At 62.1% G+C, this 23,756-nt stretch carries 22 protein-coding genes and 1 pseudogene; 11 read left to right on the top strand and 12 right to left on the bottom strand.

Annotated features, from left to right (window positions below):
* Positions 1–37 precede the first annotated feature (37 nt).
* Together J7E36_RS22825 and ypfJ are read right to left on the bottom strand one after the other, a co-directional pair.
* The gene (locus tag J7E36_RS22825) at positions 38–988 is read right to left on the bottom strand and encodes an alpha/beta hydrolase (protein ID WP_435304191.1); all 951 of its coding nucleotides are present in this window, start codon (positions 986–988) and stop codon (positions 38–40) included.
* Positions 989–1,873, bottom strand: coding sequence for a KPN_02809 family neutral zinc metallopeptidase (ypfJ, locus tag J7E36_RS22830; protein ID WP_215008204.1), 885 nt, complete (start codon positions 1,871–1,873; stop codon positions 989–991). It abuts the gene before it with no gap.
* Between the two features lie 312 nt (positions 1,874–2,185).
* On the opposite strand from ypfJ, the gene J7E36_RS22835 reads away from it, so the two are divergent.
* The gene (locus J7E36_RS22835) at positions 2,186–3,064 is read left to right on the top strand and encodes a DMT family transporter (protein ID WP_215008206.1); all 879 of its coding nucleotides are present in this window, start codon (positions 2,186–2,188) and stop codon (positions 3,062–3,064) included.
* Positions 3,065–3,190: 126 nt separating this feature from the next.
* On the opposite strand, the gene J7E36_RS22840 is transcribed toward J7E36_RS22835, so the two are convergent.
* A complete protein-coding gene (locus tag J7E36_RS22840; RefSeq protein WP_215008208.1) occupies positions 3,191–4,528 on the bottom strand; it encodes an MFS transporter in 1,338 nt (445 codons plus the stop codon).
* A 279-nt stretch (positions 4,529–4,807) separates the two neighbouring features.
* Between J7E36_RS22840 and quiC the strand changes: the two genes are divergently transcribed.
* On the top strand, positions 4,808–6,709 hold the full coding sequence (gene quiC, locus J7E36_RS22845; protein ID WP_215008210.1) for a 3-dehydroshikimate dehydratase QuiC: 1,902 nt from the start codon (positions 4,808–4,810) through the stop codon (positions 6,707–6,709).
* 103 nt (positions 6,710–6,812) lie between these two features.
* Positions 6,813–7,490, top strand: a complete 678-nt coding sequence (locus J7E36_RS22850; RefSeq protein WP_215008212.1) for a TetR/AcrR family transcriptional regulator — start codon at positions 6,813–6,815, stop codon at positions 7,488–7,490.
* A gap of 160 nt (positions 7,491–7,650) precedes the next feature.
* Here the strand turns inward: J7E36_RS22850 and J7E36_RS22855 are convergent, their stop codons facing one another.
* The 4 genes from J7E36_RS22855 to J7E36_RS22870 all read right to left on the bottom strand — a co-directional run bounded on the left by J7E36_RS22855 (position 7,651) and on the right by J7E36_RS22870 (position 11,531).
* Positions 7,651–8,502: a shikimate dehydrogenase gene (locus J7E36_RS22855; protein ID WP_215008214.1), complete on the bottom strand. Its 852-nt coding sequence runs from the start codon at positions 8,500–8,502 to the stop codon at positions 7,651–7,653.
* Between the two features lie 5 nt (positions 8,503–8,507).
* On the bottom strand, positions 8,508–8,948 hold the full coding sequence (aroQ, locus tag J7E36_RS22860) for a type II 3-dehydroquinate dehydratase (protein WP_215008216.1): 441 nt from the start codon (positions 8,946–8,948) through the stop codon (positions 8,508–8,510).
* A 211-nt stretch (positions 8,949–9,159) separates the two neighbouring features.
* Positions 9,160–10,239: a tRNA (uridine(54)-C5)-methyltransferase TrmA gene (gene trmA, locus J7E36_RS22865; RefSeq protein ID WP_215008218.1), complete on the bottom strand. Its 1,080-nt coding sequence runs from the start codon at positions 10,237–10,239 to the stop codon at positions 9,160–9,162.
* Positions 10,236–11,531 (bottom strand): NCS2 family permease, encoded by a 1,296-nt coding sequence (locus J7E36_RS22870; protein ID WP_215008220.1) that lies wholly within the window; start codon positions 11,529–11,531, stop codon positions 10,236–10,238. The genes trmA and J7E36_RS22870 overlap by 4 nt, the downstream gene beginning before the upstream one ends.
* 204 nt (positions 11,532–11,735) lie before the next feature.
* On the opposite strand from J7E36_RS22870, the gene J7E36_RS22875 reads away from it, so the two are divergent.
* Both J7E36_RS22875 and J7E36_RS22880 read left to right on the top strand, forming a co-directional pair.
* Complete coding sequence (locus J7E36_RS22875) at positions 11,736–12,191, top strand: DUF4879 domain-containing protein (protein WP_215008222.1); 456 nt, start codon at positions 11,736–11,738, stop codon at positions 12,189–12,191.
* A gap of 74 nt (positions 12,192–12,265) precedes the next feature.
* Complete coding sequence (locus tag J7E36_RS22880; protein ID WP_215008224.1) at positions 12,266–12,832, top strand: DJ-1 family glyoxalase III; 567 nt, start codon at positions 12,266–12,268, stop codon at positions 12,830–12,832.
* A 6-nt stretch (positions 12,833–12,838) separates the two neighbouring features.
* Here the strand turns inward: J7E36_RS22880 and J7E36_RS22885 are convergent, their stop codons facing one another.
* Entirely contained in the window at positions 12,839–13,126 is a 288-nt protein-coding gene (locus tag J7E36_RS22885) for a HigA family addiction module antitoxin (RefSeq protein ID WP_215008226.1), read from the bottom strand.
* A 15-nt stretch (positions 13,127–13,141) separates the two neighbouring features.
* Positions 13,142–13,228 (bottom strand): annotated as a pseudogene (locus J7E36_RS25340) (type II toxin-antitoxin system RelE/ParE family toxin); the annotation flags it as partial.
* A 197-nt stretch (positions 13,229–13,425) separates the two neighbouring features.
* Between J7E36_RS25340 and J7E36_RS22890 the strand changes: the two are divergent.
* Genes J7E36_RS22890 through J7E36_RS22900 form a run of 3 tightly spaced genes read left to right on the top strand, consistent with a single transcriptional unit; the run spans position 13,426 to position 17,143 of the window.
* Positions 13,426–13,959, top strand: coding sequence for a (2Fe-2S)-binding protein (locus J7E36_RS22890; RefSeq protein ID WP_215008228.1), 534 nt, complete (start codon positions 13,426–13,428; stop codon positions 13,957–13,959).
* Complete coding sequence (locus tag J7E36_RS22895; protein WP_215008230.1) at positions 13,956–14,942, top strand: FAD binding domain-containing protein; 987 nt, start codon at positions 13,956–13,958, stop codon at positions 14,940–14,942. The genes J7E36_RS22890 and J7E36_RS22895 overlap by 4 nt, the downstream gene beginning before the upstream one ends.
* Entirely contained in the window at positions 14,942–17,143 is a 2,202-nt protein-coding gene (locus tag J7E36_RS22900) for a xanthine dehydrogenase family protein molybdopterin-binding subunit (RefSeq protein WP_215008232.1), read from the top strand. The genes J7E36_RS22895 and J7E36_RS22900 overlap by 1 nt, the downstream gene beginning before the upstream one ends.
* Here the strand turns inward: J7E36_RS22900 and J7E36_RS22905 are convergent.
* Complete coding sequence (locus tag J7E36_RS22905) at positions 17,140–18,363, bottom strand: MFS transporter (protein WP_215008234.1); 1,224 nt, start codon at positions 18,361–18,363, stop codon at positions 17,140–17,142. The two genes, J7E36_RS22900 and J7E36_RS22905, sit on opposite strands and share 4 nt — an antisense overlap.
* A 434-nt stretch (positions 18,364–18,797) precedes the next feature.
* On the opposite strand from J7E36_RS22905, the gene J7E36_RS22910 reads away from it, so the two are divergent.
* The 3 genes from J7E36_RS22910 to J7E36_RS22920 are packed head-to-tail and all read left to right on the top strand — an operon-like array spanning position 18,798 to position 21,431.
* Positions 18,798–20,234 (top strand): cytochrome ubiquinol oxidase subunit I, encoded by a 1,437-nt coding sequence (locus J7E36_RS22910; protein WP_215008236.1) that lies wholly within the window; start codon positions 18,798–18,800, stop codon positions 20,232–20,234.
* 3 nt (positions 20,235–20,237) lie between these two features.
* The gene (cydB, locus tag J7E36_RS22915; protein ID WP_215008238.1) at positions 20,238–21,245 is read left to right on the top strand and encodes a cytochrome d ubiquinol oxidase subunit II; all 1,008 of its coding nucleotides are present in this window, start codon (positions 20,238–20,240) and stop codon (positions 21,243–21,245) included.
* Between the two features lie 21 nt (positions 21,246–21,266).
* A complete protein-coding gene (locus J7E36_RS22920; RefSeq protein WP_215008241.1) occupies positions 21,267–21,431 on the top strand; it encodes a DUF2474 domain-containing protein in 165 nt (54 codons plus the stop codon).
* A gap of 86 nt (positions 21,432–21,517) precedes the next feature.
* Here J7E36_RS22920 and J7E36_RS22925 read toward each other — a convergent pair whose 3' ends face one another.
* Both J7E36_RS22925 and J7E36_RS22930 read right to left on the bottom strand, forming a co-directional pair.
* Entirely contained in the window at positions 21,518–22,642 is a 1,125-nt protein-coding gene (locus J7E36_RS22925; protein WP_215008243.1) for a methyltransferase, read from the bottom strand.
* Between the two features lie 182 nt (positions 22,643–22,824).
* The gene (locus J7E36_RS22930) at positions 22,825–23,538 is read right to left on the bottom strand and encodes an autoinducer binding domain-containing protein (RefSeq protein ID WP_215008245.1); all 714 of its coding nucleotides are present in this window, start codon (positions 23,536–23,538) and stop codon (positions 22,825–22,827) included.
* Between the last annotated feature and the right edge of the window lie 218 nt (positions 23,539–23,756).

The raw sequence follows: 23,756 nt of genomic DNA on the forward strand, positions 1-23,756 counted from the left end.
CCTGCTCGCGATGGGGCCAGTTCAATCCACTCAAAACTCACTGCCCAAACAAAGCCTTCAACCCCTGCGGCGAATTGAACATCCCACTCCCGTCATGCCCCACCCCGGGCACTTCGATCAGCCGCTGGTTCAGCCCCCCGGGATGGCGCCGGGTCAGGTAGTCGAAGAACAAATGCCCACGGAGTAACCGGTACGGCCCCTGGGTTTGCGCTTCGCAGCTTTTATCCAGCGCCGGGTGCTGCGGGTCGACATCCTGTTGCCCCAGCAGATAGACGATGTCGCGCTTGATGTAGCTCTCCTCCCGTTGGGCAGCCGTCTGCGCGGCGGCATAGGCCGGCAGGTTCTTCAGGCCATATTTCCACTGATCGAAACCAGGGCAACTGGCAGCGTCGAACGCCATCGGCCGTTGCTCATCGAAGTAGGCATAGGACGACGGGTTGGCGATGACGAATCGCGGGGTGATCCGGTACTGGCCGTGGGCAAGCAGGGCATAGCGCTGCACCACTTGGGCGCCGCCGGAATGCCCGGCGATGACGATCTCCCTCACTTCAGGGAACTGTTGCCGGTCGCTGACCCGCGCGACGATGTCGTCGAGGACCTGGAACGAGCTGACCGGGTTCGGCCCTGTGGATAAACCGCCGGCCATCCAATCGTTGCCCTGCCAGCGCAAGAGGTCGTTGGGCAGCTGATGGCGCGCCACGTCCTGCTCGTTGAGAAACTCCGGGGCGATGATCAGGGTAGTGCCTTGCTGTCCGGCTTGCCCGGCGGCTTTTTCGGCGCTGTGCAGGTAGGTGTCGGCGTTGCGCAGCCGACCATGGAGGATGATCAGCACACGCTGGATCGACGCCGGAGGCGGGCTGACGGCGACGGCCATGGCGCCGCCCTTGAGTTGCAGGCGCCCCTGGGCGACCACGGTGACGCCCTGTTCATCGGCCTGGGCCAGGGTGCAGCCCAGTGCCAGAGCGATCCACGCGGCCCATTTCATCATCTACAGGGTTTTCGCCGCGAAGGTGTCGCACTGGCTGACCTGGCCCTGGGCGAACCCGGTCTTGAACCAGCGCACCCGCTGCGCCGAGGTGCCGTGGGTAAACGAGTCCGGCACCACGCGGCCCTGGCCTTGTTGCTGCAAACGGTCATCGCCGATGGCGTTGGCGGCGTTCAGAGCCTCTTCAATATCGCCTGGCTCAAGCCAGTTCAGGCGTTTTTGCGCATGGTTGGCCCAGACACCGGCCAGGCAATCGGCCTGCAGTTCCTGACGGACCAGCAAACCGCCGTCACCCTCCATCTGCCGACCTTGTTGGCGGGCCTCCTGGATTTTCGCCGACACCCCGAGCAGCGTCTGCACGTGGTGTCCGACTTCGTGGGCAATGACGTAGGCCTGGGCGAAGTCCCCGGCGGCGGCGAAGCGTTGGGACATTTCCTTGAAGAAACTCATGTCCAGGTAGACCTGCCGGTCCGCCGGGCAGTAGAACGGCCCGGTGGCCGAGGAGGCGAGGCCGCAGGCCGAATTGACCCGGCCGCTGAACAGCACCAGTTTCGGTTGCTGATACTGGCGCCCGGCCTGCTGGAAGACCTGGCCCCAGGTGTCTTCGGTATCGCCGAGGATCGAGCGCACGAACTCGGCCTGCTCATCGTTGGCCGGCGGCGCCTGGCGGGGCTGCGAAGGTGCAGGTGCGGACGAGTCCATCTGCCCGGTCAGTTGCCCGAGAATCTGCATCGGGTCCTGGCCCGTGATCCAGCCGATACCGACAATCAGCACGATGGCGGTCAGGCTCAAGCCCTTGCCGCCACCGAACCGCATCCCGCCACCGCCCCCACCATCACTGCGGGCGTCCACCACGTTGTCACTGCGGCGACCTTTTTTCCATAACATGTGGGCAGTCCTCTGGTTAGCCGGTGTGATGAGTCTTGTTCTGTCGTGTGAGTCTAGCTTTCGCAGGCCCGAGGTGCGCGCCGTGCCTGTGCTTTCAGGCAATCAACATGGGTTTTGGTTCAGCGGCCGAGAAATGCGCAGCGATTGCGGGTTTTGTTTTACGCTTCGCATATTTTTTGAATTGTCTGTCTTTATCTGGATCTTTCAGGGGCGGCAGGCAAGTTGAAGCTGCATGAGCGATGCCGAGGCGCTAGCGCTTATTCGAGACTGGCACGCAGTGTTCCCTCTACGTACGCGCCACAGGATTCCTACATGACCGTCAGCACTCCGCTCTCCGGCGTCAACCAGGCCTTCAAGGGCATCTTGCTGATCCTCTGCGCGACGTTCCTGTTCTCCAGCCATGATGCCTTGTCGAAATATCTCTCGGGTTTTTACCCGATCATCATGGTGGTGTGGGCTCGTTACGTCGTGCACACCTTGTTGATGGCCGGGATTTTCCTGCCCCGCTCGGGGTTGCGGGTGCTGCGGACCAAGCGGCCGTTATGGCAGTTGGCCCGGGCGCTGTGCCTGTTGGGCACCAGCCTGTTCTTCACCACGGCGCTGTTGTACATCCCGTTGGCGGAAGCGACCGCGGTCAACTTCCTGGCACCCGTGCTGGTCACGGCGCTGTCGGTGCCCTTGCTGGGCGAGCGGGTAACCCGCGGCCAGTGGATCGCGGTGATCTTCGGTTTCATCGGGGTGTTGATCATCGTCCATCCCGGTGGGGACCTGTTCACGCCGGCCGTGCTGCTGCCGTTCTGTTCGGCGCTGTTTTTCTGTTTCTACCAACTGCTCACGCGCAAGCTCAGCGAGATCGACAGCCCCACCACCAGCAATTTCTTCGCCGGCCTGTGCAATACGTTAGTGATGAGTGCGCTGGTGCCGCTCTTCTGGCAAGTGCCAAGCGTGGTGCATGGCCTGATGATGCTGGCGCTGGGGGCTTGTGGGATGACGGCGCACCTGATGCTGACCCAGGCCTTCCGCTTTGCCGCCCCGGCGTTGCTCGCGCCGTTCGGGTATTGCCAGATCGTGTTCGCCGGCCTGCTGGGCTGGTTGTTGTTCAACCATACGCCGACGTTGACCACGGTGGTCGGTATTGTGCTGATCTGCCTGAGTGGCCTGGCGGCGGCGTGGCAGCAGCGGCGCAAGTGATGGGTCTTGCACGGAACCCTGTGGCGAGGGAGCTTGCTCCCGCTGGGGCGCGAAGCGGCCCCGGCTTCTGGCGATTGCTGCGCAATCGAGCGGGAGCAAGCTCCCTCGCCACAGGTTACAGCCGTTTCAGCTTTCCAGCGTTGGAACCTTGCGCGGCGCCATGAAATACAGCCAGGTCAGGGCGATGAAGTACATCGCCGGGATCAGCGTGAACAACACGGTGTAGTTGTTGTGGGTGACCGTGAGGATATGGCCCACCAGCTGCGTCATGAACATCCCGCCGATGGCCGCGCACATGCCGCCGAAGCCGAATACCGTACTCATCATGTGTTTAGGCGTGTAGTCCATCACCAGGCTCCAGATGTTGGCGGTCCAGGCCTGGTGCGCGCCGATGGCCAGGGAAATGGCGAACACCGCCATCCACAGGCTGCTGGTGCCGGCGGCCATGATCACGCCGATGATGCAGCAGGCGAACAGCAGCATGGACACCAGGCGCGCCTTGATCGGGTTGAGCCCGCGGCCGATCAGGAACGAAGACAGGATCCCGCCGCCCACGCTGCCGAAATCGGCGGTGAGGTAGATGATGATCAGCGGAATGCCCATCTGCGTGACGTTGATGCCCAGGTTGTATTGCTGGTTCAGGAACGGCGGCAACCAATAGAGGTAGAACCAGAACACCGGCGCGGTGATCGAGTAGGCCAGGGCGAACGCCCAGGTGCCGCGCATGCGCAGGATACGGGAGAAGGGCACGCGGACCTGCTCCGGCTCGTCCTGGGCCTGGATGTAATCCAGTTCCGATTGTTTGACGCTGGGGTGGTCTTCGGGGTTGAAGTATTTCAGGCCCCAGAACAGCAGCCAGATTCCGCCCAGCGCGGCCATGCACAGGAACGCCGCCTGCCAGCCCCACACCTGCAGGACCAAAGGCAGCAGCATCGGCGTGAACATCGCGCCAACGTTGGTCCCGGCATTGAAGATGCCGGTAGCCACGGCCCGCTCGCCAGCCGGGAACCACAGGCGCGTGGTCTTCACGCACGCCGGGTAGTTGGCGGCTTCGGTCAGGCCGAGGATCAAGCGGCAGACCATGAAGCCGACCGCTGAAGTCGCCAGGCCATGGGCGCCGGTCGCCAGGCTCCAGAGGAGCACGGCGCAGAAGAACACGCGCTTGACGCCGATCCGGTCGATCAGCCGGCCCTGCAGGACGAAGCCGACGGCGTAGCCGACCTGGAACCAGAAGTTGATGTTGGCGTAGTCCATCGCCGTCCAGCTCATTTCCTTGGCCAGGATGGGTTGCATGACACCCAGGGCAGCGCGGTCGATGTAGTTCAGTGTGGTGGCGAAGAACACCAGCGCGAGCATGCCCCAACGGGTCTTGCCCACGGCCAGGGCGCCGCGGATCTTGTCGCCGATGCCGCCGGTCGTGACGCCCATGCCCGGGGTCAAGGGGGAACTTTGGGAAGGATTCATAGCGTGTACCCGTTTTTGAAATTCTTATGGGGTGGTCAGGGTATTGCACTGGCGCCGGCCATTCTGGGCTGCGTCAATGTGGGCTGATGGTGCGCAGCGGACGAAAAATCGTCAATTCGCGCCAAGGCATTTTGTTCGATAATCGCCCAAAAAACTAACTGGGTGGTACATATTAAATTGCTGAAAGGTAATGGCGCCTCAATAATCGAATCATTCGTTCAAAAGCGCTTTCGAAAGCGCGCCCCTCTGTAGCCGATGCTTGTCCCGGGAGCCGAAGTCATGCAGCGTTCCATTGCCACCGTATCCTTGAGCGGCACTCTGCCGGAAAAACTCGAGGCCATTGCTGCCGCCGGTTTCGATGGGGTGGAGATCTTCGAGAACGACCTGCTCTATTACGACGGCAGCCCGCGGGAAATCAGGCAGATGTGCGCCGACCTGGGCATTGCCATCACCTTGTTCCAGCCGTTTCGTGACTTCGAAGGCTGTCGCCGTGATCGGCTGGCGCGCAACCTGGAGCGCGCCGAGCGCAAGTTCGACCTGATGCAGGAACTGGGCACCGACCTGGTGCTGGTGTGCAGCAATGCCTCGCCCGACAGCCTCGGCGATGAACAGATTTTGATCGATGACTTGCGCTTGCTGGCCGAACGGGCCGGTGCGCGGGGCTTGCGCATCGGCTACGAAGCGTTGGCCTGGGGCCGGCACGTCAATACGTATCAACAGGTCTGGAGTATCGTGCGCCAGGCCGATCACCCTAGCCTTGGCGTGTTGCTCGACAGCTTCCACACCTTGTCCCTCAAGGGCGATCCGAGCGCGATTGCCCGGATCCCGGGTGACAAGATCTTCTTCGTGCAGATGGCCGACGCACCGATCCTGGCGATGGATGTCCTGGAATGGAGCCGGCATTTCCGCTGCTTCCCGGGACAGGGCGAGTTCGACCTGCCGGGGTTCCTTGCACCGATCATCAAGAGTGGCTACAGCGGGCCGCTGTCGCTGGAGATCTTCAACGACGGTTTCCGCGCCGCGCCGCCACGGGCCAATGCCGCCGATGGTTTGCGCTCGCTGTTGTACCTGGAAGAAAAGACCCGCCAGCGCCTGGCCGAAGAGGCCGCGCCAACCAGTAACCTCGACATCCTGTTCGCGACGCCGCCGGCCAGCGAATACAACGGCATCGAGTTCCTGGAGTTTGCCGTGGACGACAACCTCGGCGCCAGGCTGTGCCACTGGCTGGAACGGCTGGGGTTCGTCAAGGCCGGCCAGCATCGCTCCAAGAACGTGAGCCTGCTGCGCCAGGGCGATATCAACCTGATCCTCAACAGTGAGCCGTACTCCTTCGCCCACAGCTTTTTCGAAGCCCATGGGCCGTCGTTGTGCGCTACCGCCGTGCGGGTGAAGGACAGCGCCAGCGCCCTGGAGCGGGCCGTGGCCTATAAGGGCCAGCCCTATCGCGGGTTGGTGGGGCCCAATGAACTGGAACTGGCGGCGGTGCGCGCACCGGATGGCAGCCTGATCTACCTGGTGGACCAGGACGCCGACGTCTATGGCACCGATTTCAACCTGCAACCGGGTGCTGCTGTTGGGGCCGGACTCAAGCGTATCGATCACATGGCCATGGCGCTGCCGGCTGACAGCCTCGACAGTTGGGTGCTGTTCTACAAGAGCCTGCTGGATTTCGAGGCCGACGACGAAGTGGTGTTGCCCGACCCTTATGGCCTGGTGAAAAGCCGTGCCTTGCGCAGCCGCTGCAGTTCGATCCGGTTGCCGCTGAACATTTCCGAGAACCGCAACACCGCGATCTCACACGCACTGTCGAGTTATCGCGGCTCCGGCGTGCATCACATCGCTTTCGATTGCGATGATATTTTCGCCCAGGTCAGCCGGGCCAAGGACGCCGGCGTGCCGTTGTTGGACATACCGCTCAATTACTACGATGACCTGGCCGCACGCTTCGACTTCGACGAGGAGTATCTCAGCGAGCTGGCCTATTTCAACGTGCTGTACGACCGTGATGCCCAGGGCGGCGAATTGTTTCACGTCTATACCGAGCCGTTCGAAGGGCGGTTTTTCTTCGAGATCATCCAGCGCAAGAACGGTTATGCCGGCTACGGCGCCGCCAATGTGGCGGTGCGTTTGGCGGCCATGGCGAAGTCCCGCAGCGGTGGCTTGCGACACGCCAAGTTGTAGGGAAATCGTAAACGTGGCGGTAATGGGCAACCCCGTGGCTTCCTTCGCCGCACGGTGCGGCCCATAATTGCCAGCCTGTGCAGTGACGGCCGTGAGCCCCGCAATGACTATGAATCCAGAGCTTGGCGCAGACCTCGACGAGCCCATCGTCGTGCCGCGCAAGAGTCGCAAGAACAACCCGGAGAAAACCCGGGAAAACATTCTTCAGGAAGCCATCGTCGAGTTCGTCCAGCAGGGCCTGGCCGGCGCCCGGGTCGACGCCATCGCCGAGCGGATCCACACCTCAAAGCGCATGATCTATTACTACTTCGGTAGCAAGGAACAGTTGTACATCGAGGTGCTGGAGAAACTCTACGGCGATATCCGCAGCACCGAGAGTCGCCTGCACCTGGCGGAGCTGGCCCCGGTTCACGCGATCCGGCGGCTGGTGGAGTTCACCTTCGACCACCATGATCGCAACGTGGATTTCGTGCGGATCGTCTGTATCGAGAACATTCATAATGCCGAGTACGTCAAACAATCCGGCGCGCTCAAGGCAATGACCAACACCATTCTCGATGCGTTGGCCGTTATCCTGCATCGAGGCGCCGAAGAGGGCGTGTTCCGCGCTGGCCTGGAGCCCTTGGATGTGCATCTGCTGATCAATTCGTTCTGTTTCTACCGGGTGTCCAACCGCCAGACGTTCGGTGAGATTTTTCAGATCGACCTGTCGGACGCAGCGATCAAGCAGCGTCATCGCGAGATGATCTGCGAGTCGGTGTTGCGCTATCTGAAGGCCTGAATCAGCGAAGTTTCCAGTGGGAATCTCCTGTGGGGAATCTCCTGTGTGGGAGCGAGCCTGCTCGCGATAGCGTTGGATCAGCCTGCATTGACGTCGCTGACAGACCGCTATCGCGAGCAGGCTCGCTCCCACAGGGTCTCTGTTCAGAACTGTCGAGGTATCAGTGATTCATGCTTTGGAAATGCCCCAGCATCCGCTGCGCATCCGGCGCCACGCCGCTGAACAACTCAAACGCCTTCACCGCCTGGAACACCGCCATGTTGCCGCCATCCAGCGTGCGGCAGCCCAAGGCGCGGGCGCTGCGCAGCAGCTCGGTTTCCAGTGGGAAGTAAACGATTTCCGCGACCCACAATTCACCCCGCAGCAGCTCGACCGGCACTGGCATGCCGGGCAATTTCGCCATGCCCATCGGTGTGGTGTTGACCAGTCCGTCTGCCTCGGCCATGGCGGCGGCCAAGTCATGCCCGGCCCGGGCACGACCCGCGCCGAAGTGTTGGTTGAGGTGGTTTGCCAACGCCTCGGCCCGGCTGATCTCAACGTCAAAAATGCTCAACGCTTGTACGCCTTCAGCCAATAGCGCGTGGGCTACGGCTGCACCCGCACCGCCGGCGCCCATCTGGACGACATGCCCGCGTGAAACATCCACCAGGCCGCGGCGAAAACCTTCGGCGAACCCCAGGCAATCGGTGTTGTGACCCACGCGCTTGCCGTCCTTGAGCACCACGGTATTCACCGCGCCGATGCCGCGGGCCTCGGGGGACAGTTCGTCCAGTAGCGGGATGATCGCCTGCTTGCATGGAAAGGTGATGTTCAGGCCAGTGAAATTCATCCGTTCGGCGGCGGTCAACAGGTCGGGCAGGGCGCTGCTGTCGAGTTTCAACGCATCGAGGTCGATCAACCGATAGAGGTAGCGCATGCCTTGGGCATCGCCTTCGCGCTCATGAAGCGCAGGTGTACGGGAAGCCTGGATGCCGGCGCCGATCAGCCCGGCCAGCACAGTGATATTCGACATGTGCATCAACCCTTCAACCGCTGACTGAAATGTTCCAGGGCCAGGCGATAACCATGGCTGCCGAACCCGCACATCACGCCGATGGCGATGGACGAGACGAACGAGTGATGGCGGAAGGTTTCCCGCGCATGGACGTTGGACAGGTGAACTTCGATCACCGGGATCTCGCTGGCCACCAGCGCGTCGCGGATCGCCACCGAGGTGTGGGTCCACGCGGCCGGATTGATGACGATACCGGCACAACGGCCCCGGGCGGCGTGAATCCAGTCGAGCAGTTCGCCTTCCCGGTTGGTCTGGCGAAACTCCACCGCCAAGCCGAATTCTTCAGCGGCGCGGCCGCACAGCGCGGAGATGTCCGCCAGGGTTTCGTGGCCGTAGGTGGCTGGCTCACGGGTACCGAGCAGGTTCAGGTTCGGGCCGTTAAGCACCAGAACGATCGGAGGCATCGCAATTCTCTCCACAGTTTTTATTGTTGGCGTTGGCCAGGTTTCAGCCGCTGGAGATAAATTGTACTAGATGGTTACTTTGGTCAAACGAAGCCGTTCTTCAGGGCTAATAAGTGTTCGATGATCGAACAGCGCCTGTTTGAGTCGAGGGGGGATTGTGGAGGGATTCATCTGGTGGCGAGGGGGAAATCCCCTCGCCACAGGGCTTGGCTCAACGCCGGGTCAGCAGCACCCCGGACTCCATGTGATGGGTCCAGGGGAATTGATCGAACAACGCGCAACGGGTGATGCGATGGGTGTCGTTCAGTTGCGCGATGTTGGCGGCAAGGGTTTCGGGGTTGCAAGAGATGTACAGGATGTTCTCGAAGCGCCGGGTCAGCTCGCAGGTGTCCGGGTCCATGCCCGCGCGAGGAGGGTCGACGAAGACGCTGCCGAATTCGTAGCTTTTCAGGTCGATACCGTGCAGGCGACGGAACGGCCGGACTTCGTTCAAGGCTTCAGTCAGTTCTTCGGCCGACAGGCGCACCAGCGTCACGTTAGCCACTGCGTTTTCGCTGAGGTTGCTCAGCGCCGCGTTCACCGAAGTCTTGCTGATTTCGGTGGCGAGCACTTTGCGTACACGGGTCGCCAAGGGCAGGGTGAAGTTGCCGTTGCCGCAGTACAGCTCCAGCAGATCATCGCTGCGCTCGCCCAAGGCTTCATAAGCCCAGTTGAGCATCTTCTGGTTCACCGTGCCGTTGGGCTGGGTGAAGGCGCCTTCCGGCTGGCGATAGCTGAAGGTGCGACCGCCGACGTCGAGTTTCTCCACCACGTAGTCATGGCCGATCACTTCGCGCTTGCCCTTGGAGCGACCGATGATGCTGACGCCCAGGTCGCTCGCCAGTTTTGTCGCTGCCGCCTGCCAGTGCTCATCCAGCGGACGGTGATAGCACAGGGTGATCATCGCGTCGCCGGCCAGGGTGGTCAGGAACTCCACCTGGAACAGCTTGTGGCTGAGGGGCGCGCTGGCCTGCCAGGCGGCCTTGAGTTGTGGCATCAACTGGTTGATGCGCAGGCTGGCGATGGGAAACGTTTCGATGAGGATCGGCGTGCGCTTGTCATCCTGGGAGAACATCGCGTAGTGCCGTTCACCGGCCTCGCGCCACAGGCGGAATTCGGCGCGCAGGCGGAAGTTCTGCAGCGGCGAGTCGAACACCGCCGGTTCCGGTGCACCGAACGGCGCGAGCAGGTCACGCAGGCGCGTGACCTTGTCCTGGAGTTGCGTGGCGTAGGCCTGGGAATCAAAAGTCATGCGTTGAACCAACCCAACTTGATCACGAACAGAATCGACAGGATGACCAGCGCCGGGTTCAGCTCACGGCCACGGCCCGACACCAGTTTGATGGCGGTCCAGGCGATGAAACCAAAAGCGATGCCGTTGGCGATGGAGTAGGTGAACGGCATGGCTAACGCAGTGATCACCACCGGAGCGGCGACCGTGATGTCGTCCCAGTCGATTTCCGCCAGGCCCGAGGTCATCAGCACCGCAACGAACAGCAGCGCCGGTGCGGTGGCGAACGCCGGGACGCTGGCAGCCAGTGGCGAGAAGAACAGCGCCAGCAGAAACAGGATCGCCACGACGATAGCGGTCAGGCCGGTGCGGCCGCCGGCACTGACACCCGCCGCCGACTCGATGTAGCTGGTGGTGGTGGAGGTGCCCAGCAGCGAACCGGCCATGGCGGCGGTGCTGTCGGCGATCAGCGCACGGCCCATCTTCGGCATGTGGCCGTCCTTGCCCATCAGCCCGGCGCGCTTGGCGACGCCGATCAGGGTGCCGGAGTTGTCGAACAGGTCGACGAACAGGAAGGCGAAGATCACGCTCGCCAGGCCGATGTCCAGGGCGCCCTTGATGTCCAGTTGCAGGAAGGTCGGGGCCAGGGAAGGCGGCATCGACATCACGCCGCCGAACGGGGTGAAGCCCATCACGATCGAGACGATGGTCACCGCGAGGATGCCAATCAGAACCGCGCCGCGCACTTTCAGTGCTTCGAGGGCGACGATCAGCACGAAGCCGAGCGTGGCGAGAATCGGCGCCGGTTGTTTCAGGTCGCCGAGGCCGACCATGGTCGCCGGGTTCTTCACCACGATGCCGGCATTGTTCAGGGCGATCAGCGCCAGGAACAGGCCGATACCGGCGGCGATGGCCGAACGCAGCGGCAGCGGGATGCTGTTGATGATCCACTCGCGGATGCGAAAGATCGACAGCAGAAAGAACAGCACCGCAGACACGAACACCGCGCCCAGCGCCACTTGCCAGGTATGGCCCATGTGCAGGACCACGGTGTAGGTGAAGAAGGCGTTCAGGCCCATGCCCGGCGCGAGGGCGATCGGGTAGTTGGCGATCAGCCCCATGACCGTGGAACCGATGGCCGCCGCCAGGCACGTGGCGACGAACACCGCGCCCTTGTCCATGCCGGTCTCGCCGAGGATGCTCGGGTTGACGAACAGAATGTAGGCCATGGCCAGGAAGGTCGTGACGCCCGCCAGGATCTCGGTCCGCACGTTGGTGTTGTGTGCCTTGAGTTGAAACAGCCTTTCCAGCATGTCTGCTCCCCGTGGCGCGCCGGGCGCCGTGAATGTATCGACCTCAACAGCAAAGCACAGGCTGCCAGTGGCGCCTGGGAATTTTCTGCGGGTCGTAAAAAGCCGCGCATCATACCAGCAGCGTGGCGATGTGGTTGCGATCGTCGTCGATGTTTTACCGAAGCAAAAAGAGGGCCATACTGCGCGCGGTTCCGGGAGGTCGATATGTATTGCACGAAAAAAAGCGTGATGGCGGCATTGGGCTGCGTGTTGGGCCTGTGGTTGCCCGGGCAGGCCGTCAATGCCGCGTCGGCGCCACCGTTGAGCGAGGTCAAGGTGCTCAAGGTCGAGTCGCCGGCCTGTGGCTTCGAGGACATCACCGCCGGGCAGGCGCAGACCCGTTGCGACCACGGTGGCCCGGACATCAAGGTCTACGTGCTGGAAGTCGGCTATGGCCGCGAACCCCATGTCACGCTGGACGGCTTCGAAGTCGACGGCACCCGCTCGCCGGTGTGCGCGTTCAGCAACGGCAATCTCAACGATTGTTCCGCCCGGACCAAAATCGTCGGCTATCTGTACGTCTTCGATTTGAAGGGCAAGCAGGAGGGCACCTTCAGCTACAGCAACGTTTCGATCAACGCACCGGGCAATCGGATGTCGACGCAGTTGTACATCAAGTGATTTGCACGGTGACAAGCTGAACGGGGTTCGGCAAACCTGACTAGTCTTCAGCAATACCCCTGCGGAGAACGCCCATGATTGCTGGAACCCCGATTCCCCGAGCCCTGATCGCCGCCGCCGAAGGCATCGATGACTTGCAGACCGTTACCCTGATCGACGTGCTGCGCCGAGCCCGGGTCGAAGTGGTAGTGGCGAGTATCGAGGGCCGCCGAATGCTCACCTGCGCCCGGGGGACGCGGCTCACTGCCGATGGCATGCTGGTGGACATGCTGGTGCAGGACTTCGACCTGATCGTGCTCCCAGGCGGTCTCATCGGCGCACAGCACCTGGCCGCCCATCAACCCCTGCAACAACTGATCAAGGACCAGGCCGCCGCCGGCCGTTTCTTCGCCGCCATCGCCGAAGCCCCGGCCCTGGCGCTCCAGGCATTTGGCGTGCTGCGTCAGCGCCGCATGACCTGCCTGCCCGCCGTCAGCCAGCAACTGTCCGGCTGCAGCTTCGTCGACCAGCCCGTGGTGGTGGATGGCAACTGCATCACCGGCCAGGGCTCGGCCGCTGCCCTGGGGTTTGCCTTGACGTTGGTGGAGCAACTCTGCGGCAAGGGCGTGCGGGGTGTGGTGGCGGCGGAGTTGCTGGCCTGACGGATATCAGGCGTGCTGGACGAACGGAACAATAAAGGGCTGTTCGCGGTGTTCGGCTTGCCACAGGTCATAGTCGGCCTGGATCCCCATCCAGACCCTGGCCTTGCCGATCCCGGCGCGTTCCAGGCGCACCGCCAGGTCCGGGCTGACAGGCGCATGACCATTCAGGACCCTGGAGAGATGAGGCCGGGCGAAGCCCAGGTGTCGCGCCAGTTCGGTAACCGTGATGCCCAGCTCGGGCAATACATCCATCAGCAATGTTTCGCCAGGATGTGGCGGATTGTGCATGGGCATGTTCCAGCCTCCTGATCAGTGGTAATCCCGATAATCGACCCGTTCGATATCGGATCCGGTGAAGCGAAAGATGATTCGCCAGTTTCCCGAAACGCTCAGCGACAAGTGTAAGGCGATACATTACACCTGGTGCGGTATTTATATACCGCACGTGTCCGGCAAATGTGTGCGTCCTGAACGACCGCGGCTTTTGCAGACCCACGCAATCACCTTGAACGCTCACCCCACCCCGAAGTCGTACCCCTTATGACGGCGGTTTGCGAAAACGCCGCGAGTGTATGACCAACCGTGAGGTGTTTATGAGCGCGACCCTGTCCGAAGCGACGCAGGCGTCCTTCGTCCGTCATCCGATCCGCCTGACACTCAATGGTCAGGTGCGCGAGTTGCACGTGTTGCCCTGGACCACATTGCTGGACCTGCTTCGCGAACAGTTGGACCTGGTGGGCAGCAAGAAAGGCTGCGACCACGGCCAGTGCGGTGCCTGCACGGTCTTGCGCGATGGCAAGCGCACCAATGCCTGCCTGACGCTGGCGGTGATGTGCGACGGTGCCGAACTGACCACCATCGAAGGCCTGGCCGGCGATGGCGCTTTGCACCCCATGCAACAGGCCTTCATCAAGCACGACGCCTTCCAGTGCGGTTATTGCACGCCGGGGCAGATCTGCTCTGCGGTGGGGCTGGCCAACGAGGGCAGGGCGCAGACCGCTGCACAGATCAGCGAACTGATGAGCGGCAACCTCTGCCGGTGCGGTGCCTACAACAACATTCGCGCTGCCATCGAAGAGGCGCTGCCCCTTTGCCCGCAGCGCCAGGCAGAGGAGGGTGAGCAATGAATCCCTTCCAATACAGCAAACCCGACACCGTGCAGGCCGCCATCGACTTGTCGAGCCCGGTATCGCGCTTCATCGCCGGCGGTACCAACCTGCTGGACCTGATGAAGGAAAATCTTGCCCGCCCGGCACATCTGATCGACATCACCGGGCTGCCCTTGGCGGACCTCAGCGAAACACCGTCCGGCGGGGTGATGATCGGTGCATTGGTGAGCAATGCCGACCTGGCCTGGCATCCGTGGATCGAGCGCCGTTACCCGTTGTTGTCCCAGGCGATCCTGGCCGGTGCCTCGCCGCAACTGCGCAACATGGCCAGCACCGGCGGCAATCTGCTGCAACGCACCCGCTGCTATTACTTCTATGACGCCAGCGTGCCGTGTAACAAACGCCAGCCGGGCAGCGGTTGCCCGGCGCTGAGCGGATTGAACCGTATCCACGCGATTTTCGGTGCCAGCGATCAGTGTGTCGCCACCCATCCCTCCGACATGTGCGTGGCCCTGGCCGCCCTGGAAGCCGTGGTCCATGTTCTGGGTCGGGGCGGCGCGCGGACCATCGAGTTCGCCGATTTCCATCGCCTGCCCGGCGATGCGCCGGAGCGGGATAACCAATTGGCCGATGATGAATTGATCACCGGCATCGAATTGCCAGCCGCCGGTTTCGCCGAACATAGCCACTACCTGAAGATCCGTGACCGCGCCTCCTACGCCTTTGCGCTGGTCTCGGTGGCGGCGGCGCTGGAACTGGATGGGCCGGTGATCCGCCAGGCGCGCCTGGCCCTCGGCGGCGTGGCGCACAAGCCGTGGCGCGACCGGGCCGTGGAAAGCTGGCTGAGGGGCCAGACCGTCAGCCGCGAAACCTTTGCCACCGCTGCCGATGCGCTGCTGCAAAACGCTGAGCCGCTGGAACACAACGGCTTCAAAGTCAGACTGGCGCGCCGGGCAATTGTCCGCGCCTTGAGCGACGCCGCACTGGGAGGGCAGTCCTGATGAATGCTCCGAGCAAATCCATAGGGCAGCCGCTGGACCGGGTCGACGGCCTGCTCAAAGTGACGGGCCAGGCCCGTTATGCCGGCGAATACCCCGAGGACGGCTTGCTGCATGGCAGCGTCGTATCCGGCACTGTGGCCCGTGGCCGCGTTTTGCGTATCGATGCTTCCCGAGCCTTGGCCCTGCCCGGCGTAGTGGCGGTGATCGACCACACCAACCGGCCCCGGATCGCCAGTTACGATGAGCCCTATCAAGACGCCGACGCAGCGGACGGTTCGCCGTTCCGGCCGCTGTACAACGACGAGGTGCTCTACAGTGGCCAGCCGCTGGCCCTGGTGGTCGCGGACAATCTTGAGCTGGCGCGCTACGCCGGTTCGCTGATTGAAATCGAATACGAAGCCCAAGACCATCAGACCGATCTGACGATCCTGCAAAGCGAAGCCCATCCGGCACCGGCTGAATTGCCCAAGCCCCGTGGGAATTTTCAGGGCGAATACGCCAGCGCGGCGCTTGGCGTGGATGTGTCCTACAGCACACCTATCGAACATCACAACCCGATGGAGCCCCATGCCTCCACCGTGCTGTATCAGCCTGATGGCAGCCTGCACATTCACGACAAGACCCAAGGCACGCAGAACTGCCAGGCCTATGTGCAAAAGGTGTTCGGGCTTGAGAAAGAACAGGTGCGCGTGTTTGCTGCATTTGTCGGCGGTGCCTTCGGTTCCGGGCTGCGACCGCAGTACCAACTGCCGTTGGCGGTGATGGCGGCGCTGACCCTCAAGCGTTCGGTGCGGGTCAGCCTGACCCGTCAGCAGATGTTCACCTTTGGCTACCGGCCCCGCACGTTCCAACGTTTGCAATTGGGCGCTGCAGCCAATGGGCGCTTGTTGGCGGTGGCGCACAGCGCGGTCGGCCAGACCTCGCGTTTCGAAGATTTTACCGAACACGTGGTGGAGTGGAGCGGCATGCTCTACCACTGCGACAACGTTGAGCTGACCTACAAACTGGTGCCCCTGGACGTCTATACCCCCTTGGACATGCGTGCTCCTGGCGCCGCCCTCGGGTTGATTGGCCTGGAGTGCGCCATGGACGAACTCGCCTGCGCCCTGGCAATCGATCCTGTCCAACTGCGATTGATCAACTACGCCGAACGCAACGAGAACGAAGGCAAGCCTTATTCCAGCAAGGAATTGCGTGAATGCTACGCTCAAGGCGCCCGCCGTTTTGGTTGGGACAAGCGCAACCCCGAGCCACGCAGCATGCGTGAAGGCCGGCAACTGGTGGGCTGGGGCATGGCGGGCGGCGTGTGGGAAGCCATGCAACAGAAGGCCAGCGCCAAAGCCTCGCTGGACGCCAGCGGCAAGCTGACGGTCAGCAGCGCCACCACGGACATCGGCACCGGCACCTACACGGTCATGACCCAGATTGCTGCGCAGACGGCAGGCGTTAGCGTCGAAGACGTCACCTTTGTCCTGGGGGATTCGTCACTGCCGACCGCACCACTGCAGGGCGGTTCGTTCACCGTTTCGTCGGTCGGCACCGCCGTGCAGCAAGCCTGCGAGGCGCTGAAGGAAAAACTCCTGGCCGTGGCCTGGCAGACCTGTCCGGACTTCAGCGGCGCTACCCTGGAGCAAGTCACGTTTGCCGACGGGCAGCTGCGTTTTGGCGAGGCCAGTGTGGCCTTGGCAGAGCTGGCACAGAACAGCGCCGAGACGCCGGTGCAGGCGCAAGTCACCGCCGAGCCGGACGAGAAGCGCAACGCGTACGCCACCGCGACGCACTCGGCAGTATTTGTCGAGGTGTGGGTGGATGAAGACCTGGGCACGGTGAAGGTCAACCGGGTGGTCAGCGCCATCGCCGCCGGGCGGGTGATCAACCCGAAAACCGCGCGCAGCCAGATCCTCGGTGGCGTGGTCTGGGGGATCGGCATGGCCCTGCATGAAGAAACCCTGACGGACCACGCCCTGGGCCGCCACATGAATCACAACCTGGCCGAGTATCACGTGCCGGTTAACGCCGACATCGGCGAGATTGATGTGGTCTTCGTCGAGGAATACGACGAGATCGTCAACGCGTTGGGGTCCAAGGGCGTCGGCGAGATCGGTATCGTCGGCGTCGCGGCGGCCGTGGCGAATGCGATCTACCACGCCACTGGGAAGCGGGTGCGGGACTTCCCCATCACCCTCGACAAGTTGCTCTAGACCGGTTCGTGCATCCGGTCGCGGTTGGCCAGGGTCGGGAACAGCTTGATCCAGACCCCGGTCACCAGCAGCGTGCCGACGCCGCCCATGATCACCGCCGGCACCGTGCCGAACCAGTGGGCGGTGAGACCGGATTCGAACTCGCCCAGCTGGTTCGAGGCGCCGATGAACAGCCCGTTCACCGCGCTGACCCGGCCGCGCATTTCATCCGGCGTTTCCAACTGCACGAAGGAGGCACGGATCACCATGCTGATCATGTCCGCCGCGCCCAGCACCACCAGCACCGCCAGGGAAAACCAGAACGAGGTGGAGAGGCCGAACGCAATGGTGGCGACGCCGAATACACCGACGGCCGTGAACATCACCCGCCCCACCTTGCGCTCCACGGCAAACCGCGCCAACCACAGCGACATCAGCAACGCGCCGACCGCCGGCGCCGAGCGCAGCAGGCCCAGGCCCCAGGGGCCGGTCAGCAGGATGTCCTTGGCGAACACCGGCAGCAGCGCCGTCGCGCCGCCGAGCAACACCGCAAACAGGTCCAGGGAAATGGCCCCGAGAATGTCCGGGCGGCTGCGAATGAAGCGGATCCCGGCCAGCAGCGAGTCCATCGTTGCCTTGCCTTTGTTCAGTGGTGTTTGCCGGGCCGGGAGGTTGAGCATCAGGCAACAGGCGATGAGGTAGAGCACCACCGTGGGCCCATAGACCCAGACGCTGCCGAAGGCATAAAGCAAACCGCCGAGCGCCGGGGCGACGATGGTGGCTGATTGCTGGGCCGATTGCGCGGCGGCCACGGCCCGGGGAAACAACGCCGCCGGTACGATGCTCGGCAGCAAGGCCTGGGTGGTCGGCATTTCGAAGGAGCGGGCGGCGCCGAGCAGGAAAGCGAGGATGAAGATCATCTCCCGCGTGACGTGGTCGGTCGCACTGCCAATTGCCAGCGCCAGGCCGATCATCGCCTGCAACGACTGGCAGATGGCTGCGACCTTGCGCCGGTCATAGCGATCAGCCACGTGTCCGGTGTGGAGCATGAACAGCACGCGCGGGGCGAACTCCACCAATCCTACGAGACCAAGGTCCAGGACGTTACCGGTCAGTTGATAGAGGTTCCAGCCGATGGCGACGGTGAGCATCTGGAAGCCGCTGGCGGTAAAGATCCGGGCCAGCCAGAAGGCGATGAAGGGACGATGGTGACGGAGCAGCAGCGGTGCTTGGCTGGGCATCTATGACGGGTCCGGTGATGAAGGCCACGAGATTATCACCGAGCTGTAACTGGAAGTTGCGGTTGTCGGAAAAATAGTTAGCCAAACATCGATCTAGGTGTGGAGCACCGAAATCTGTGGGAGCAAGGCTTGCCCGCGATGCAGCCACCTCGGTTGGCAGCCCCAGCCAAGCTGCCACGGCGTTGCAGCCACTGAGTCAACCTGTCACGCGACAAAAGACCACGCCGTCCATCGGCAATAATGCGACTACTCTTTGAACATTGCTTGATCCAGGTCAATGCCCTGTCGGGGTGCTGGGCTGGTGGCCATTCGGCCAGAATCCTGCGTTGTGACGGTTTAAAAAAGAACGATTTGAAAAGCAGCGTACTCCATATCCCTGGAGGCTGTGATGCAAGCCCCGCCCGCAGCCGGTTTTACCTGACAGAGGAAGACTTATGTTCGGTTTGGAGGCGCTCGATCTCGCCCGAATCCAGTTCGCGTTCACGATCTCGTTCCACATCCTGTTCCCGGCCATCACCATCGGCCTGGCGAGTTACCTGGCGGTGCTCGAAGGCCTGTGGCTCAAGACCCGCGACGACACCTACCGAGACCTGTACCACTTCTGGTCGAAGATCTTCGCCGTCAACTTCGGCATGGGCGTGGTGTCCGGGTTGGTCATGGCCTATCAGTTCGGCACCAACTGGAGCCGATTCTCGGACTTCGCCGGTGCGGTGACCGGTCCACTGCTGACTTACGAGGTGCTCACGGCGTTTTTCCTCGAGGCGGGTTTCCTCGGCGTAATGCTGTTCGGCTGGAACCGCGTCGGCCGTGGCCTGCACTTCTTTTCCACGGTCATGGTGGCGATCGGCACGCTGATCTCGACATTCTGGATCCTGGCTTCCAACAGTTGGATGCAAACCCCGCAGGGCTACGAGATTGTCGATGGCCGGGTGATACCGGTGGACTGGCTGGCGGTGGTGTTCAACCCGTCGTTTCCCTATCGCCTGATGCACATGTCGATTGCGGCGTTTGTCGCCACGGCGTTCTTCGTCGGCTCGTCGGCGGCCTGGCATCTGCTGCGCGGTCGCGACAACCCGGCCATCCGCCGCATGCTGTCGATGGCGATGTGGATGGCCCTGGTGGTGGCGCCGATTCAGGCGGTCGTTGGTGACTTCCATGGCCTCAATACCCTCAAGCATCAACCGGCGAAGATCGCGGCCATTGAAGGCCACTGGGAAAACGTCGGCAACGAGCCCACGCCGCTGATTCTGTTCGGCCTGCCGGACATGAAGGCGGAGAAGACCCGCTTCGCTGTGGAAATTCCTTACCTGGGCAGCCTGATCCTGACCCACAGCCTGGACAAACAGGTGCCGGCGCTCAAGGAGTTCCCGCCAGAAGACCGACCCAACTCGACCATCGTGTTCTGGTCCTTCCGGGTCATGGTGGGCCTGGGCCTGCTGATGATCTTCACCGGCCTGTGCAGCTTGTGGCTGCGCCGCAACGACCGGCTCTACCAGTCCCGACCGTTCCTGCACATGGTGCTGTGGATGGGGCCGTCCGGGCTGATCGCGATCCTGGCGGGCTGGTTCACCACCGAGATCGGCCGCCAGCCATGGGTGGTCTACGGGCTGATGCGCACGGCCGACGCGTCCTCCGGCCACAGCTTTGCGCAGATGAGCATCACCCTGGTGCTGTTTGTGGTGGTGTATTTCGCACTGTTCGGCGCGGGGCTGAGCTACATGATGCGCCTGGTACGCAAGGGGCCGGAGGCCCACGAAGCCGAACCGACCGATGGTGGCCCAGGGCAGAAACGCACCCCGGCCCGTCCATTGTCGGCCGCCAACGAAGGCGACGACGTGGACCACAACGACCGCTCGAACAAGGGGAATTGAGTCATGGGTATTGATCTTCCGCTGATCTGGGCCGTGATCATCATCTTCGGCATCATGATGTACGTGATCATGGACGGCTTCGACCTGGGGATCGGCATTCTCTTCCCCTTCATCAAGGCCGAGCGCGACCGCGACGTGATGATGAACACCGTGGCACCGGTCTGGGACGGCAACGAAACCTGGCTGGTGCTGGGCGGCGCCGGTCTGTTCGGGGCGTTTCCGCTGGCTTATTCGGTGGTGCTATCGGCGCTGTACCTGCCGCTGATCCTGATGCTCATCGGCCTGATCTTCCGCGGCGTGGCGTTCGAGTTCCGTTTCAAGGCCAAGGCTGAAAAGCGGCACCTGTGGGACAAGGCCTTCATCGGCGGCTCGCTGACGGCGACTTTCTTCCAGGGCGTGGCGCTGGGGGCGTTCATTGACGGCTTCGAGGTGGTCAACCGCCAGTACGCCGGTGGATCACTGGCCTGGTTCACACCGTTCACGGTGTTCTGCGGCCTGGCGTTGATTGCTGCCTATGCCTTGCTCGGCTGTACCTGGCTGATCATGAAGACCGAAGGCGAGTTGCAGGAGCGGATGCATCACCTCGCCAGGCCGCTGGCGTTCGTGGTGTTGGCGGTGATCGGTATCGTCAGCCTCTGGACACCGCTGGCCCATGCCGACATCGCCGCGCGCTGGTTCACCTTGCCGAACCTGTTCTGGTTCCTGCCGGTCCCGATCCTGGTGCTGGTGACCATGTACGGCTTGTTCCGTGCGGTGGCCCGCAACGCCAACTACACACCGTTCATCCTGACCCTGGTGCTGATCTTCCTCGGTTACAGCGGGCTGGGCATCAGCCTTTGGCCGAACATCGTGCCGCCGTCCATCTCGATCTGGGACGCCGCATCGCCGCCCCAGAGCCAGGGCTTCATGCTGGTGGGTACGTTGTTCATCATTCCGCTGATCCTGGTATACACCTTCTGGAGCTACTACGTGTTCCGCGGCAAGGTGACCCACGACGACGGTTACCATTGATCGACCTGCGAGGCGTTGGACATGGCCAAACCTGACTTGAAAGACATCGAGGCCGCCGAACGCAAGCCGCTGTGGCAGCGGCTGGGCTGGTTGGCGATGATCTGGGCCGGCAGTGTGCTGGCGCTGTTTATCGTTGCCAGCCTGATGCGGATGTTCATGAACGCCGCCGGCCTGACCACCCACTGATTCCCATCCCATCCCATCCCATCCCGTCGCTTTGCAGCGCGGCTTATAACCCTCCTGACGGAGGGTTTTTTTTCGCGGTGGAGAGGTTATTTACGGGCCTTGAGAATGACGAATTTCGGCGTGGCGGCCACCTGTTCGACGCCGCGGAACAGCCGCGCCAGTTTGCTGTGGTAGCCCAGGTGCCGGTTGCCGACGATGTACAGGGCGCCGCCGACGACCAACGCTTCGCGCGCTTGCTGGAACATCCGCCAGGCGAGGAAATCCCCCACGACCTGCTGCTGGTGGAAGGGCGGATTGCACAGCACCACGTCCAGCGACTGCGCGGGTTGTCCGGCAAGCCCGTCGCCGGCCCGCAGCGTTACCTCACGCTCACCCAGCGCGGCGCTCCAGTTCTCGGCTGCCGATTGCACGGCCATGTACGACTCGTCCACCAAGGTATAACGGGCCTCGGGGTTTTGCAGGGCGCTGGCGATGGCCAGCACACCGTTGCCACACCCCAGGTCCGCGACCTCGGCCGTGCCAAGGTGTTTCGGCAGGTGCGGCAGGAATGCCCGGGTGCCAATGTCCAGGCCTTCGCGGCAGAACACGTTGGCGTGGTTGCGCAGTTCGATCTTCGGCTCGTCCAGCCAGTATCGAGTCGGGTAGGGGGATAGGGCCGGCGTCTTGGCTTCGGGTGTGGCGACCAGCAGGCGGGCCTTTTTCACCGCCAGGGAAGCCTGCACCGGGCCGACGTAACGCTCCAGCAAGTCGCCGGCGGCGCGAGGCAGGTGCTTGACCATTGCTGCGGCAATCACTTGGGCGCCGGGGGCCAGTTGGCCCTGCAGGCGGATCAGTTGTTCTTCCAGCAGGGCGAGGGTTTTCGGCACCTTGATCAGGACGCGGTCGAAGGGCCCGGTCAACGGTTCGCTGGCGGGCAACGTTGGCACCGCATCGAAGGGTCGGCCGTTGCGCACCAGGTTTTTCTCCAGCGCCTGCATTGCCAGGAATGAATCGCCGCTGCTGGTCACCTCGACCTTGCCGGTCAGGCTGGCGGCCAGGGCGCCGAAGCCGTCATTGAGCACCAACACCCGGGTCTGCGCGGCCGGTTGTTGTTCGGCCAGGTAGGCGAGCAGGTATTCGTCGGCCGCATCAAAGGCTTGCAGCGGTTCGTTCTGCTGTTCAGGTTGGCGGATCAGGTCAAGTTGGGCGAAGGGGCTGTCAAGCAGGGGCATGGCTGGGGACTCTGGAGATCGACGGATGTCCCGCTGCCTGGAGTCAGGTGTCTGTGCGGGACTGCTTGAATGAAATGCGCCGCGTGCAAGAAACGACATCATTCAAGTGGAGCCGCAGATGGTACTTTTTTTTGCCTGTTATTACCCGTGGGTTTTTCAAGTCGGTCGTGCCGTCCCGTGCGTCAGATCACGTGGATATGGGCTGCCTTGGCAACGGCTGAGATCTTGTTGCTGACGTTCAGCTTTCGCATGCAACTGCACACATGAAAGTTCACGGTGCGTTCGGAAAGGCACAGGATCCGACCCACCTCAGACGCTGTCTTGCCCTGGGCCGACCACTTCAACACTTCGATTTCCCTGGGTGACAAATGGTGTTTTTGCGGGACTGCGACCGCATCGGATAACTTTTTGCTGGCCAGGGCATGCAACCTTTGGCTGGCGAAGATGGCGTAGCCGAGATTGGCATAATGCTCGTCGATATCGATGGGGCAGTGAGTCCTTGCAAGACTGAACAGGCTGCAATGTGTCCCCTGTTCATCGTGAACGGCTTGGGTCCAGCCGTATTTGAGTCCCTGTCGGTTAAGGTCACGCCACAACTTCGGTGCCTGGGCATAAACGTTTTCATTCCACAAAATGGGAAGTGGAGATTGATTGCAGTGTGCTACTACCGGATCATTCGCCACATAACCATTTTGCTCATAAAGCCTGTCCCAGCCATAAGGGTAGTTATTGAGGTTCACCTTGCTCGCATGGTTGTCGGGCCTACCTTGGTACGCTGTAAAAGCGCAATACTCAAAGCCTTGATTATTAAAGAAATTCAGAATCAGGCGGTAAGCTGTCTGCAGGTCTTTTTCACAGGATAATTTCCTCAGTTGCAAGTCCTTCCACTTGTCCATCGCTCTCTCCTGGGTTGTTCGTCCATGCGGATCCAATCCCTGATGCGAAAAATCAGTGTAGGACTATTCCTAACTAGCGGTGAGGTTTTTTTTACTTTTAGTTACATTTTGCCGCTGTAAGCAACTAACTTTAATCAATCCTGCTACAGCGATTTAACTTTGTATAAGTTCGGTAGAAGTTATAAAAGCAAGAAGATGGCCAGTTATAATTAAATTGC

The organism is Pseudomonas fluorescens (assembly GCF_018614775.1).
Classification (GTDB): Bacteria; Pseudomonadota; Gammaproteobacteria; order Pseudomonadales; family Pseudomonadaceae; genus Aquipseudomonas; species Aquipseudomonas fluorescens_BY.

Bases quoted from the DNA above. Each gene is read 5' to 3' on its own strand.
- quiC (WP_215008210.1), top strand. From the start codon at position 4,808: ATGCAGCGTTCCATTGCCACCGTATCCTTGAGCGGCACTCTGCCGGAA.
- J7E36_RS22920 (WP_215008241.1), top strand. From the start codon at position 21,267: ATGGCCAAACCTGACTTGAAAGACATCGAGGCCGCCGAACGCAAGCCG.
- J7E36_RS22835 (WP_215008206.1), top strand. From the start codon at position 2,186: ATGACCGTCAGCACTCCGCTCTCCGGCGTCAACCAGGCCTTCAAGGGC.
- aroQ (WP_215008216.1), bottom strand. From the start codon at position 8,948: ATGCCTCCGATCGTTCTGGTGCTTAACGGCCCGAACCTGAACCTGCTC.
- J7E36_RS22840 (WP_215008208.1), bottom strand. From the start codon at position 4,528: ATGAATCCTTCCCAAAGTTCCCCCTTGACCCCGGGCATGGGCGTCACG.
- J7E36_RS22885 (WP_215008226.1), bottom strand. From the start codon at position 13,126: ATGCCCATGCACAATCCGCCACATCCTGGCGAAACATTGCTGATGGAT.
- J7E36_RS22910 (WP_215008236.1), top strand. From the start codon at position 18,798: ATGTTCGGTTTGGAGGCGCTCGATCTCGCCCGAATCCAGTTCGCGTTC.
- J7E36_RS22895 (WP_215008230.1), top strand. From the start codon at position 13,956: ATGAATCCCTTCCAATACAGCAAACCCGACACCGTGCAGGCCGCCATC.
- J7E36_RS22825 (WP_435304191.1), bottom strand. From the start codon at position 988: ATGATGAAATGGGCCGCGTGGATCGCTCTGGCACTGGGCTGCACCCTG.
- J7E36_RS22905 (WP_215008234.1), bottom strand. From the start codon at position 18,363: ATGCCCAGCCAAGCACCGCTGCTGCTCCGTCACCATCGTCCCTTCATC.
- J7E36_RS22925 (WP_215008243.1), bottom strand. From the start codon at position 22,642: ATGCCCCTGCTTGACAGCCCCTTCGCCCAACTTGACCTGATCCGCCAA.
- J7E36_RS22870 (WP_215008220.1), bottom strand. From the start codon at position 11,531: ATGCTGGAAAGGCTGTTTCAACTCAAGGCACACAACACCAACGTGCGG.
- cydB (WP_215008238.1), top strand. From the start codon at position 20,238: ATGGGTATTGATCTTCCGCTGATCTGGGCCGTGATCATCATCTTCGGC.
- J7E36_RS22855 (WP_215008214.1), bottom strand. From the start codon at position 8,502: ATGTCGAATATCACTGTGCTGGCCGGGCTGATCGGCGCCGGCATCCAG.
- J7E36_RS22930 (WP_215008245.1), bottom strand. From the start codon at position 23,538: ATGGACAAGTGGAAGGACTTGCAACTGAGGAAATTATCCTGTGAAAAA.
- J7E36_RS22890 (WP_215008228.1), top strand. From the start codon at position 13,426: ATGAGCGCGACCCTGTCCGAAGCGACGCAGGCGTCCTTCGTCCGTCAT.
- J7E36_RS22880 (WP_215008224.1), top strand. From the start codon at position 12,266: ATGATTGCTGGAACCCCGATTCCCCGAGCCCTGATCGCCGCCGCCGAA.
- J7E36_RS22875 (WP_215008222.1), top strand. From the start codon at position 11,736: ATGTATTGCACGAAAAAAAGCGTGATGGCGGCATTGGGCTGCGTGTTG.
- ypfJ (WP_215008204.1), bottom strand. From the start codon at position 1,873: ATGTTATGGAAAAAAGGTCGCCGCAGTGACAACGTGGTGGACGCCCGC.
- trmA (WP_215008218.1), bottom strand. From the start codon at position 10,239: ATGACTTTTGATTCCCAGGCCTACGCCACGCAACTCCAGGACAAGGTC.
- J7E36_RS22850 (WP_215008212.1), top strand. From the start codon at position 6,813: ATGACTATGAATCCAGAGCTTGGCGCAGACCTCGACGAGCCCATCGTC.
- J7E36_RS22900 (WP_215008232.1), top strand. From the start codon at position 14,942: ATGAATGCTCCGAGCAAATCCATAGGGCAGCCGCTGGACCGGGTCGAC.